The organism is Glaciimonas sp. GG7 (genome assembly GCF_052976905.1).
On the sequence record NZ_JBRIIQ010000001.1, the window covers coordinates 36,958 to 49,670 of the forward strand.

Genomic DNA, 12,713 nt, shown 5'->3' on the forward strand with positions numbered 1-12,713 from the left:
GTTCAAGGTACACGCATAATAAAATTCATACGTGGACAGATAACGTCAATTCTTATCTGACAATAATTCCCCGATTGTTGTGGAATTGACGAAAACCTGACGATATTACTGATATTGCATTTCTAACGACAATGCAGCTTTACCACCGTGTTAACATCCTCGTTTCGCCCAGCCTCGCCCCTTCATGCCCCTATCCCCGCTTGCCCATATCGACGCACTAGTCGCTGAAGTTACTCCACACATTCATCCAGACATTCTGCTAGGCCTTCAGCAACCAGAACTCATCCGCAATGAAATTCTCGCCGATCTGTTCGAAGCCACTGCTGCACGCACGCCGGACCAGATCGCCTTGATGTTTGGCGAGCGCAGCGTGACGTATCGAGAGCTTAATCAAGCCGCCGACCGCGCCGCTTCCAGACTGATTGCCGCCGGAGTACTGCCAGGCCACATCGTTGGGCTATGGCTGCCACGCGGGATTACGTTAATGATTATGCAAGTGGCCATCGCGAAAGCTGGCGCGGCGTGGTTGCCGCTCGATGCAGATACGCCGGTCGAACGGATTCTGGTTTGTCTGGAAGATGCAAACGCACCGGGCATCGTCACCTGTGAGGCTTTTTCAGAGCGGCTGGAAACCCCCAACTGCGCTATCTGGACTTCAGAAGATCTCCTCACGCCTTCGTCAGCTCTGCTGCAAAAGCGCTCCGGCGTGCTCAGTACGCATCCCGCCTACGTCATCTACACCTCCGGCTCAACTGGCAAACCCAAGGGTATCGAAATCACCCAAGGCAGTATTTGCCACTTTCTTCGTAGCGAGAATGCGGTTCTCGGTGTACGTGGAACAGATCGTGTGTATCAAGGATTTTCAGTCGCCTTCGATATGTCATTCGAGGAAATCTGGATCAGCTATCTAGTTGGTGCAACACTCTGGATCGCCCCCAAAGAACTCGCCTCCGACCCGGAAGCCTTGCCGCCTGCGCTGGCCGCAAACAGCGTGACCGTATTACACGCCGTGCCAACGTTGCTGGCGTTGTTCAATCAAGACATTCCCAGCTTGCGCCTGATCAATCTGGGCGGCGAAATGTGTCCGGAGGCGCTAGTCAATCGCTGGGCCAAACCCGGCCTGCAAATTTTTAATACTTACGGCCCGACCGAGATTACCGTCTCCGCCAGTCTGGCCGCATTGCGCGCCAACGAACCGGTCACCATCGGCGTGCCATTGCCAAACTACGGCATGCTCATCATCCATCCGGCAATTGAAAACGGTTTAAAACTGCTACCGCGTGGAGAAGTTGGCGAACTCTGCATCACCGGCCCGGGCGTTGCCGCTGGTTATCTGGGTCGCCCCGATCTGACGGCAGAAAAATTTCTGACCAATCCATGGACCTGCGGCGAGCATGATGGCCGACTGTACCGCACCGGCGATCTGGCACGCATCGATGCCGATGGCCGGGTCCAATGTCTGGGCCGTACCGATGATCAAGTCAAAATTCGTGGCTTTCGGGTCGAGCTGGGCGAAATCGAAGAAGTCTTAGCCCGGCAACCCGGTGTCGGCACGGCTGCCGTCGTACTGCGCAACGAAGATGGCATCGATCAATTAATCGCCTTTATCGTCGCCGAAAATGGCACAACGCTCATCACAGCAACGCTGCGCAACAGCTTGAGCAAACTCCTTCAGCCCTACATGGTCCCCGGTTTTTTTGAATACATGACCGAAATGCCGCGCCTGACTTCCGGCAAAATTGACCGCAAAGCGCTCAAGGTGCGACCGCTGACGGTGGCTAGTGGCGACGCCAAGAATGCCGGTTCAGACACCCCGGAAACCCCAGCCGAAGAAGCCTTATTCGCCGCGCTGGCCAAACTCTTCCCCGGCCAGGCCATCCATCGTCAAGCCGATTTTTTTAGCGACCTTGGCGGCCATTCATTACTTGCCGCTCGATTAGCGTCTGCATTACGCACCGACCCGCGCTTTGCCCACGTTACCGTGCGCGACATCTATATGAACCGTGTCATCGGTCGGATCGCAGAAGTATTATCCGAAGAGCACGAAACCGCTGCAGTAGTGGACACCAGTTGGGTTGCCCCCTCCCCCATCAAGCGTTGGGTCTGCGGCGCAGCCCAGGCCGCCGCCGTACCGTGGCTGGTCGCGATGCGGATGTTGCAATGGCTCGCACCCTTTTTTACTTACCACTTTTTTACCGGCGACCCCGGCGACTCCATCCTGCGCGCCATCACCATGTCGGTAGTCGTCTTTCTGATCGCCACATTTTTTGAGTTCGGCATTGCCATCGCTGCGAAATGGCTGATCCTCGGTCGCGTCAAAGCCGGCCGCTATCCGCTCTGGGGCCTCACTTACTACCGTTGGTGGCTAACCGATCGTTTAATTGAGGCCGCCCCTAGCTATTTACTGAGCGGCTCATCCCTCTATAGTTGGTGGCTGCGCGCCTTAGGCGCACGCATCGGCTCTGAAGTCCTCATTGGCTCCATCACCTTACGCGCCCACGATTTGCTAGTCATTGAAGACGGCGCAACAATCGGCAACGCTGTCAATTTTGAGAATGCCCGAGTTGAACATGGTCAATTGCGACTAGGGCGCATTGAAATTGGACGCGAAGCCTGCATAGGCTCCTACGCAGTATTGGAAGGCAACACCCGCATCGGTGAATACGGCCATCTCGACGGTCAGTCAGCCCTCAGTGACGGCCAATCCCTTCCTGCCGATCGGGTCTGGAGCGGCTCGCCTGCACGGGACACCGGCGCTTTTGACCGAAGCTCAAACCAACCACGCCCGGCTGTGACACGCGCCCGCAAAATGGGCGAATCGGTATTCTTCATCCTTGGTGCCCTGCTCATTACCACGCTGTTCTTCATGCCGGTATTCCCCAGCTTTATCCTGATCGACTGGCTTGACAACTATGACCGCTGGCCTTGGTTACAAAGTAATCAATTGTGGTTTCAGCTATCGAAGTATTTCGTGATGGCCTTCCCCGCCACAGCGGTATTAATCATTTGCACCGCCCTGCTCTCAGCAGGCATACGCTGGAGTATTTTGCCGCGCCTCAAAGCCGGTAGCTGGCCGGTACGCAGCAATAAATATTGCAGCAAATGGCTAGTCAATCAAATCCAGGAATCCAGCCTTAGTGTGCTGCACGGCGTCTACGCCACCATTTATGCGCCATTCTGGTATCGCTTGCTGGGCGCAAAAGTCGGTCGCGGCGCGGAGATTTCGACCGCACTCGGCGTGGTTCCCGACATGCTCACACTCGGCGAAGAAACCTTCATTGCCGATGCCGTCCTGCTCGGCGACGAGCAAATCGATGGTGGCTGGATACGGATGCAACCCACCGTCATCTCGCGCCGTAGTTTTGTCGGTAACGGCTCGTATATTCCAGACGGCACCATCCTGCCCGAAAACGTCCTGATCGGCGTCCACACACGCGCCCCGGCCAACGACCAAATGCGTAGCGGCGACACCTGGTTAGGCTCACCGCCCATCAATCTTCCGGCCCGCGAAGAAGTCAGCGGCTTTCCTGAACATTTAACCTTCCGCCCCTCCAAACGTCGTCGTATCGGGCGCGGCCTGGTCGAAGCCTTCCGTATCGTCTCGCCACACGCCATCGTCATTGCTGTCGGCTACACCCTGGTTTTAAATTTAATGCCATTAGCTGGCGCTGGATTATGGGGCGCTGTGATCTGGTCGCTGACCTTGGCAGGCTTGACCTATGGCGTGGGCACCTTCGTCTGGATCGTCTGCATGAAATGGCTGCTGCTAAGACGTTATCGCAAATGCAGCGTACCGATGTGGACGCCCTTTGTCTGGCTCTCTGAAGGCGTCACCAATCTCTACGAAGGCATCGCCGTACCTAACTTACTGACCTATTTACGCGGCACGCCGTGGCTGCCGCTCGCGTTCAAGATGTTGGGTGCCAACATTGGCCGAGGTGTCTATCTCAATACCACTGATATCACCGAGTTCGATTGCGTGAGCATCGGCGACTACAGCGAACTCAACGCTTTAGCCTGTCCACAGACACATTTATTTGAAGACCGGGTGATGAAAGTCGATCACGTCAACATCGGCAGCCGCGTCTATATGGGGCCGCGCAGTGCTGTGCTCTACAGCGCGAATGTCGGTGACAACTCCAAGTTAGGCGCACTCACGCTGGTCATGAAGGGGGAAAATATTCCTGCCGGTACTAGCTGGCGCGGTTGTCCGGCGGCACCGGAACGGCGTTAAAGCTATACAACTACTTTGCCCCGCATCGCCTTATCCTGACCCCGCCGAGTTTTTCTTTCCACGCGTTTGAGCTGCGAAGAATAACTCGGCTTAGTCGGACGCCGTCGTTTCGGCACCACCGTCACCGCCAGCAATAAAGCCTGCAACCGTTGCAGCGCATCGAACTTATTCTGCTCCTGACTGCGTGATTGTTGCGCCTTCAAAATCACCACCCCATCCTTGGTAATGCGCTGATCCTGCAACGCCAACAGCTTTTCTTTATAAATATCCGGTAGCGACGACGCATGAATATCAAAGCGCAAATGAATCGCGGACGAAACCTTATTCACATTCTGCCCGCCCGGCCCCTGCGCCCGCACACCAGTCATCTCGATCTCGGACAACGGCACGGTCAGATTCTCGGTAATATGCAGTAAATTTTGATCGTTAGTAGTCAACTTTGCGCCTATTATTAAAATTCATTACTTTTCATACCGATCGATACGACTTAACGCCCCTCCCCGAAAGAGATTCCCCGATGCGCCTCAGACCGATCAACCATCATTACTGGCTATATCTATTATTAGCGCTCTGTTGCAGCACAGCCACCGCAGCAACAGAGCATTACCAGATCGATCCCGAACATACATTTTCTTCTTTTGAATACAGCCATTGGGGTTTATCAGTCCAGCGCAACCGCTTCGATACGACCAGCGGTTTTATCGATCTTGATCAAGCCGCAGGAACGGGCGAGGTCATGATCGAGATTGATGCCGGATCAGTCAATACCGGCATCGAACTATTTAACAAAACGTTACGCGGAAGCGAATTTTTCGATGCCGAAAAATACCCGACCATCCGCTTTACCTCAACCCACTTAGTTTTCGATGGCGAAAACCTCAAGCAAATCGAAGGCGAATTAACCATTAAAGACGTCACACGCACGGTGACATTAGAGATTACGCATTTCAACTGCCGCTTCATGTTGATCTACGGAAAACGTGCCTGCGGTGCAAATGGCTCTGTTGAAATTTTACGTAGCGATTACAAGTTAGGACGCTTTGCCCCATTTGTCAGCGATGCCGTCACTCTGCATATAGTCGTTGAAGCGATTAAAGAATATTAATCACCTCTCTTACTTACAGCACGAATAACCAGCCATAGACCAACCCGGCCACAATCAACAAAAATGGAATTGAATAAACGTGGAAGGTCCTCCAGGCTTTTTTATCCGGCGTCATCCGCAAGGCAATAATATTCGCCAGTGAACCCAGCAGAAAACCAAAACCGCCGACATTCACCCCAAAGGCAATCAAGCGCCAATCCCGACTATATTCTGCCAACAAGATAGCCGCTGGCACATTACTAATCAATTGCGACGCCAGAATGCCGGCAAAATACAGGCGTTGCGGCTGCCCCAAATCCATACTGGCAATTCCCGCATGGACCAGCGGCAGTTGCGCCACCAGCCGCAAATCGATAAACATCAGCACGAATACCAGCAGCAAGGCCCAATCGATCCGGGCTACGACATTTTTCTGTACGCATAAAAAAATAACTAATACCGCCAACAACGCCGCTTGCGCATAATGCAAATCGGTCAGGATCAGAAACGGCACATACATCGCCAGCGACAAAAATAATAACTTCTGATTAACCGGAGTCGTCGCAACATCCTCCTGCACCGCCAGTTTCGTCCCCGAAAAAACAATCATCGTCATCAGAATCAATAGAATCATGAATATGCACACCATCGGCAACATCGCGACGACGTAATCCTGAAACGATACATGGGAGAGCTGCCAGAGGAAAAGATTTTGCGGATTACCAATCGGCGTCAGCGCTGAGCCAGCATTGGCGGCCAATGCCTCAAAAATAATCAAACGGCTCACCGGCAATTTAATCGTGGTCCGCAAACCCAGCGTCAATGGCACCATCACAAACAGCCCGACATCATTGGTCAATAACATCGCCAGCAGCGCAGTACTGAGAACGAGAAAAACCGCCAATGCGCGCTCGGTCGGCATCAGTGCAATTAAATGCCCACCCAGACGCGACAAATAACCACTTAATTCCACCCCTTTTGTGAGCGCCAGCAAACCAGCCAACGTCGCAATCGTTGGCCAGTCAACCAGATCGGGATAGTGCGCAATATTGGCAGGGGCGATGACCGTTAATAGCAGCAGCAGGATCAACAACATCCAGAAAAAATAATCTGTGCGTAATGTGGCGACTATTCCGATCAATAAAGTACTAAAAAAGGAAGGGGCTATCGTTACTTCAGCTATCTCAACATTACTTGTCATTAATTTTTTCACACAATAAGAATGAATTTAATTAGCGACAATAGCGCACATCCATTACCAACACTGCACCCATGACGTATTTCCCCCACTATGGGTTAGACGCCCCCTCAATCTCCGCACGCAATTTTTTGATGGATGTATCCAAATCGGTTTTCAACTCATCCCATTTACTAGCACTACTATTTTTTAAATCCGCCCATGTCTTCTCAAGACGACGCAAGTCACGTTGAAAATCCTCAACAGATGCCTCCAGACGTGCTTTTGTCGCCGCGCCGGATTTCTTAGCCTTCATCTTCAGAGCATCTATTTTATTTTTTAATTCGTTCATTTCATCGCGTGCATCATTTAAATAAGCATCACGTTGTGCTTCAAATCCCAATACTTTTTGGTGTGCATCGGAAGGGGCCTGGGTTTTCACCTTGACACCACTCGACGGCACCTGCGCGAGCACATTTTCGCAAATCAATAATGGTAAGAGTCCGCATAGCAACAAAACACCGACTTTCGGCTTGATTAAACGGAGTAACTTCATCTCGCTTTTCATTTTTATGTCCCCTATTGACCATGAGAAGGCTGTGGATTGCCTGTAAACATCTCTCAACAACACACAGAAAATCGACTTGCAGAACCACCAATTGCGATTACAATAATATTATAAAGACAACATTTTTTGCTGATCTACATCAACATCCAAGAGCATTAGACCGTATCGATTCTGCACTCTCATCGCACAATATCAACCGCTGCCCTTGTCTGTTTTACCTTAACAGGACTAGCCAAGATGATTACAACAATAACAACAACTGCGCTATTCTCCTCGCCCCCTTTCGTCATGCCGCATGTCAAGACGCATTGCGGCACATGCAACCTGCGCGAACTCTGCTTACCGATGGGTCTCACTGATATCGAAATGGATCAGCTAGACCAAATTGTGAAACATCGTCGGCGCATTCCACGCGATACCGCCCTGTATCGGATGAACGACCCGTTCATCAATCTGTATGCGATCCGGGTAGGCCACATCAAGACCTACCAAGTCAGCGCCAGCGGCGCGCATCACATCTCAGGCTTTCGCATGACCGGCGAATTACTCGGCATGGAAGCCATTAGCGCTGGCCGACATCAATGCGACGCGGTGGCGCTAGAAGATAGTGAAGTCTGTGAAATTCCCTTTGCGGAACTAGAAGAACTACTACGCGAAGTGCCGATGATGTTGCATCATTTTCATCGCTTGATGAGCCGTGAAATCGCCCAGGATCACACCGCCATGCTGCAATTGGGCAATCTGCGTGCAGAGCAACGGTTTGCGGCATTTTTGCTCAATCTATCGACCCGCTACAAAGCCCGTGGCTACTCTGCCACCCATTTCCAATTACGCATGTCGCGCGAAGAAATTGCCAACTTTCTCGCCCTCACCAATGAGACGATCAGCCGCTTGTTGTCGCAGTTTAAAAAAATGGGCTGGGTAAAAGCCAATAACCGCGATATCGAATTATTGAATCTGCCAGCCTTGCTTGCGTTGGCGGAGGGGAAATAAGAAGGGTCGTATTTACAGACTTAGCGCAGCCCCAGCACCAAAGTCAGCATGTCAACGGTGGCGACGCTCACGCCAACATGGAGCGCGACGACTTTGAGGAGACATTGATGCGTCATGCAGATTCCGTTTCGGTATATTTTTGAGGGGTTTTTGACGGATTTTCTGATGAAAAATAAGGGTCCGTGTGCCTATACTAATCATAAATAGGACTTACGCAGAATCGTTCCAGCAAGGCAGACTGACGAAGACAGTACGAACGTACAGCTAGGCGGGCGTAACGCCGCTGAGGCGGTTTTCCGTAAGTCCTAATACAGTTTTTAATCATAGGCACACACAGCATGATCACCACAGAAGTCATCGCAACACCACAGCCAGATCCATTCCGGGTATCCAAACAAGCCTGCCATCTCAAGGGGTGCACGGGTACTAAAAATCAGCGTTAAGTTGACCGAATGTCTTCCACAACTTAACGAGTTTTTTAAGATTTTTTTCGTTCCGGGCGACCGAATAACCGCGTATGTAGGCACAAACTTCAACCAGTTCAGCGTGCCCTTCTGCGCAGGTTCGCAATAACCGATCAGCGACGCTGGCATCATTGATCTCCCCCAATGCATCCTGCAAACCACTCAAACCAGCAACATAAGCATTGAACTTTTTGGCGGAATAAAGCGACGCAAAAAATGCCAGCGTATAGCGCAGCTTTTTAGCCGCGATCCGCAACCGGTGGCGCTCAGCCGCGTTACTGTGCGCCACCCCCTTCCCGTGCTGAACCATCTTTTTCTGATAGTGGGCTAACTGCACCGAAGCAAAATCACCCAATGACGCATCCTCTGACAAACCCACATCGGCCCCATGCACACAAGCACCCAAGGTCAACAACAACCGCGCATAACGGGGAGAGTTAATCGCCTCAACCATCGTGACTCTGTTCTCCTGCGCAACATCCAGCGCTTGCTGCCGCAACGTTTGAAACGCTGGCATCTCCTTGCAAACAGAGGCCACAGCATCCAGCGTTGTCCCGGCAAAAACGTCCCAGTCCCGCACCGCGCCCAAGTGTTGCGCCAGCCACTCACAGTCCACCATCAGCGTATCGGGCAACGGCAAATGATCGCCAAACATCGCCAGCGCCGAGCGTAAGCGGCGCACGCCAACCCGCATTTGATGCACGCTTTCAACATCCGTCCCCAACACCACCCCGGCTTCATTACCCTGAATCTGCGCCACGCAATTGGCCACAATGCCCTGAAAACCCTGTCCGATGGTCTGCCTTTCAGACAACGCTGGCGTGCTTGCATGGACGATCTCAATTGTTTTTTCTGTGGTTGTGGGTAGCGCCAAACGATAACCGCGCTCAGCCTTGCTGACATCACTCACCCGCAGCGGTATCGATTTTTGCAGCTCAACTGCAAAGGCAAACAAATGCGCCGCCTTGCCTGTTTTAAGTTCCAGCTCAATCTCGCAAATCGGCGTGCTCACCGCTTTAGCGCCCGCACCATATTCAATGGTCCCCTGATCGAGCACCAACTCCACTTCATCCCCTGACGCCAGGCGCAACAACCAGACACTGCGTTGAAATTTGGTCGTAAATAATGGCGCAAGCTGCGCCGTCATTTCCGGCTGGGCTAACAACTTCGCCCAAGGCGACTTTGGCTTCAACAGGCCACGCAATGCCGCTATATCGGGCGCGCACGCCTTTACTTCGGACTCCCACTCATTGCGCTGATGCAAACCACTATCAACCTGACCGCCCGCTTTCAGCGTCTGGATAAACTTGCCCTCAACTTGCCTCACGCAAACCCGCCTGATGCTGCATCAACACAGCATCAGGCGTATCGAAATAAGTGCTGATGAGTTGCTGTTTATACGGCTTAGCGATTGCCAGCTTTTTGAGTAAGGGATGACGCCGAAACGCATTCACCGCGTCTGGTGCTATCAGTAGTTTTAATTCAATTTCCATCACAACCTCAGTTTTTAACTTTGTGGCAATCTCGCCCGTACAGTATTTAATTCCGCCTCCAAAGTTCAATCTCTGCCAACGCCGAGGGCACTGTAATCATCTTTGAATTTAATATGCGCGCCCAGAATAAATGTTCATTTATTAATGAGTTTAATCTTACCAGGGCGTGTTGACACACTAAAAAACTGTGTTTGGAGTTTGCGACGTCATTGCAAACATATTCCTATGCTGAGTGTTCATACTAGACGAGCAAAGGAAAATAAGTTCGTCCATCGGTACTCAATAATTTCTATTATTTTTTTAAGTTACCTTATGGGAATTCAGCTTTTTTCAAATTATCAAATTATCGGGCACCGCCCTGGCGAGGTAACGAATTACCCCTCCAGCGGCTTTGAAAATTGCTCGAAGGCAAGAAATGTTTTCGACAAAATGGCTGACATATTGCCCTTCAAGATTTGCAAAGCAGGCAAACAAGCAACAGCAGAACGACTTCGCAGTCAGTTCATTGGTATATCCAATAAATCGATATCCAGTGTACTTTCTGGTAAACCGCCAGTGCTAAAAGGGATGATCGGCGCTGTTGGAGACCCTACCTGGGCTAAGAAAAATAAAAGTGTTGCCGAAGATGCCCTCAAAAAAGTGAGGCTGGCACTTTATGACAAAGATTGCGGATCATATAAATCAGACAACAAACGCAAAACAACTGATCTGGAAGCTGAAATGACGCGAATAGAAAATAAAAATGGTGAGTTTGGCACATTTGGGGAGTTGGAAAAATTCGGGGATATTACTGATGGCCGTCATGTTTCTGCAATTAGGACTGGCAATATCTGGAAATCCACCAGAATAAATTGTGCTGGGTTGGCACTTGCGGTAAAAGATTACGTTGCCTGCAAGCACCGTGGTGTGCAAGTTTCATCCTTGATATTTCCGACTCATGCGCTTGCCGCAGTCGGAACCATCGCGCCGGAGTATGCCGATCTTCCATTAGAAGAATGGCCAGAACATATTTATGTATGTGATCCGTGGGCCAATATCACTTGTTCTGCACCAGACTACCCCGCGAAGTTTGCAGAAAAAATGGAAAAATGGAGCAACGACAACAAAGAAATTTACACTGACGATCATGCGTGGATTAATCCAACTGATGAAAAATGGGTATCTTCCGTAAAAGAAATACCGAAGATTGGGACACGCTACCAATATAAAGGTGGGCAATATGCAGGAGTGGCCGTTTTAGCGCCCTCTGTTGCGCTTCCGGCATTTCAGTGGCGGGCTCCGGATAATGACGATTCTGCCCCAGCCCCATCAGCCCCGAATTTTAATGACATAGTCTAGATGGATAGAGAAACCAAACGGGCCTCCAAATAAGAGGCCCGTTTTTATTCCTTCAATCTACATTTCATGCAACCTCATGAAGCGCTACTATTTTTTTCTTAGCATGCTCACTCAACAACCAGGTTGACGCCATCGCCAGCGCCCGCAAGGCATCGGTATCTTCGGTCGGATTGGTGCGACGCTCGATGATCTTGAGGACGCGATGAACGCCGCGACACACATCGGAGGTGACGAGGGCGAAATCGGCGAGGGGGCTATTGCGTGCTGCACGCATGGGCGCTTTAGCTGCGGGGCGATTGTTTTTGGGAGATTTAAGCGGTTTCGGTGACTTACTTTTGCTATGACGCATCGGGCTATCCTTTGATCCGGTTATACCGCGCTCGTTTAACGAATGTATACGAGGGTGGGCGGCGAATGACAGGGTTGAACGACTGGTGAAGCGAAGCTAAGCCAGCAAGCCCGAAGGCTTCCCCGCCATTGCCGCCCAGAGAGGACGTACAACGGTACAGACCGCATTAAGCAGTCTGCACTTCGCTTCAATCAGGCGTTCAAACCTGCGTCCATTTTTTTGGAACGGCTGTCACAATACCGCGACTAAAAACCATGGTCAAGGGGGACGAAACATTTTGCCCTTGTGGTGCACAAAGCGTAACCGTCATAGAGTTGCGCTCATAGTTTTTTACTCGAAAATTGGGGCAAGTTTCGCCAGCACTTCTTCCATGATTGATGCTGGCAAGGTCTCCACCTTGCGCGCATTGCACGCGCTAAGATCGAGCACACGGGGCTGATCGCAGCGAACAACGCCGGTTGTTTTAATGCCAGTCACTGGAACAGCGAACCCAATGCGGCGGGCGAAGTCGCCGCCGCTCGTGATTGGGCAGATCACCGGCAATTTGGTTGCTTCGTTGAACTCGGTCGGAGATACAACCAGAACAGACCGCTTCCGCGCTGTTCACGTTCTTCAATTGGATCAAGCGAGACCAGATAAATGTCGCCTCGCCTCATATCAACTCACCACCCACGGCAGGCGCATCGACCCATTCTCGCTCTTTTGCCGGTTGTGGTTGTGAATAGTCCGAGGCAGCCAGCAATTCCGTGAGTGTGTAACGCGGCCTTGGCTTGGGATCAATTACCAGGTGGCCGCCGGAGACGGTCATACCAACGGTCGCTCCGGCTTGCAAGTGCAGTTGATCGAGGAACGCTGGTGGAACGGCCAACATGATCGAGCCGCCGACCTTGCGCAAATTGGTTGTATGCATGATGCATCTCCTCTGAAAAATCATACTTTGATGTAACTCAATGCAATCTGAATGACTAGCTCTTTACTTAGCTCTTTGCTCTCGGAAAACAGGTGTTTATCGG

At 51.4% G+C, this 12,713-nt stretch carries 11 protein-coding genes and 1 pseudogene; 4 read left to right on the top strand and 8 right to left on the bottom strand.

From position 1 onward, the window contains the following. Positions 1–184 precede the first annotated feature (184 nt). Positions 185–4,234 (top strand): Pls/PosA family non-ribosomal peptide synthetase, encoded by a 4,050-nt coding sequence (locus tag ACVBEF_RS00165; protein ID WP_447121919.1) that lies wholly within the window; start codon positions 185–187, stop codon positions 4,232–4,234. Between the two features lie 2 nt (positions 4,235–4,236). Here ACVBEF_RS00165 and arfB read toward each other — a convergent pair whose 3' ends face one another. Then, entirely contained in the window at positions 4,237–4,671 is a 435-nt protein-coding gene (gene arfB, locus ACVBEF_RS00170; protein ID WP_447121920.1) for an alternative ribosome rescue aminoacyl-tRNA hydrolase ArfB, read from the bottom strand. A gap of 80 nt (positions 4,672–4,751) precedes the next feature. Here arfB and ACVBEF_RS00175 point away from each other — a divergent pair, with 80 nt between their 5' ends. Further along, positions 4,752–5,339 carry a YceI family protein gene (locus ACVBEF_RS00175; protein WP_447121921.1) on the top strand — a complete coding sequence of 196 codons (588 nt, stop codon included), beginning with the start codon at positions 4,752–4,754 and terminating at the stop codon, positions 5,337–5,339. A gap of 13 nt (positions 5,340–5,352) precedes the next feature. On the opposite strand, the gene ACVBEF_RS00180 is transcribed toward ACVBEF_RS00175, so the two are convergent. After that, a complete protein-coding gene (locus tag ACVBEF_RS00180) occupies positions 5,353–6,414 on the bottom strand; it encodes an SLC13 family permease (RefSeq protein ID WP_447122084.1) in 1,062 nt (353 codons plus the stop codon). A 193-nt stretch (positions 6,415–6,607) separates the two neighbouring features. Then, a complete protein-coding gene (locus ACVBEF_RS00185; RefSeq protein WP_447121922.1) occupies positions 6,608–7,063 on the bottom strand; it encodes a hypothetical protein in 456 nt (151 codons plus the stop codon). A gap of 237 nt (positions 7,064–7,300) precedes the next feature. Here ACVBEF_RS00185 and ACVBEF_RS00190 point away from each other — a divergent pair, with 237 nt between their 5' ends. Next, positions 7,301–8,056, top strand: a complete 756-nt coding sequence (locus ACVBEF_RS00190) for a helix-turn-helix domain-containing protein (protein WP_447121923.1) — start codon at positions 7,301–7,303, stop codon at positions 8,054–8,056. 426 nt (positions 8,057–8,482) lie between these two features. Here ACVBEF_RS00190 and ACVBEF_RS00195 read toward each other — a convergent pair whose 3' ends face one another. Both ACVBEF_RS00195 and ACVBEF_RS00200 read right to left on the bottom strand, forming a co-directional pair. Beyond that, entirely contained in the window at positions 8,483–9,430 is a 948-nt protein-coding gene (locus ACVBEF_RS00195) for a CHAD domain-containing protein (protein WP_447122085.1), read from the bottom strand. A gap of 27 nt (positions 9,431–9,457) precedes the next feature. Beyond that, a pseudogene (locus ACVBEF_RS00200) lies at positions 9,458–10,013 on the bottom strand (CYTH domain-containing protein); the annotation flags it as partial. Between the two features lie 312 nt (positions 10,014–10,325). Between ACVBEF_RS00200 and ACVBEF_RS00205 the strand changes: the two are divergent. Beyond that, a complete protein-coding gene (locus ACVBEF_RS00205; RefSeq protein ID WP_447121924.1) occupies positions 10,326–11,351 on the top strand; it encodes a hypothetical protein in 1,026 nt (341 codons plus the stop codon). Between the two features lie 64 nt (positions 11,352–11,415). Here ACVBEF_RS00205 and ACVBEF_RS00210 read toward each other — a convergent pair whose 3' ends face one another. The 3 genes from ACVBEF_RS00210 to ACVBEF_RS00220 all read right to left on the bottom strand — a co-directional run bounded on the left by ACVBEF_RS00210 (position 11,416) and on the right by ACVBEF_RS00220 (position 12,610). Further along, positions 11,416–11,700, bottom strand: coding sequence for a hypothetical protein (locus ACVBEF_RS00210; RefSeq protein WP_447121925.1), 285 nt, complete (start codon positions 11,698–11,700; stop codon positions 11,416–11,418). 330 nt (positions 11,701–12,030) lie between these two features. Then, entirely contained in the window at positions 12,031–12,237 is a 207-nt protein-coding gene (locus ACVBEF_RS00215; RefSeq protein WP_447122086.1) for a type II toxin-antitoxin system PemK/MazF family toxin, read from the bottom strand. A gap of 115 nt (positions 12,238–12,352) precedes the next feature. Then, a complete protein-coding gene (locus ACVBEF_RS00220; RefSeq protein ID WP_447121926.1) occupies positions 12,353–12,610 on the bottom strand; it encodes an AbrB/MazE/SpoVT family DNA-binding domain-containing protein in 258 nt (85 codons plus the stop codon). Between the last annotated feature and the right edge of the window lie 103 nt (positions 12,611–12,713).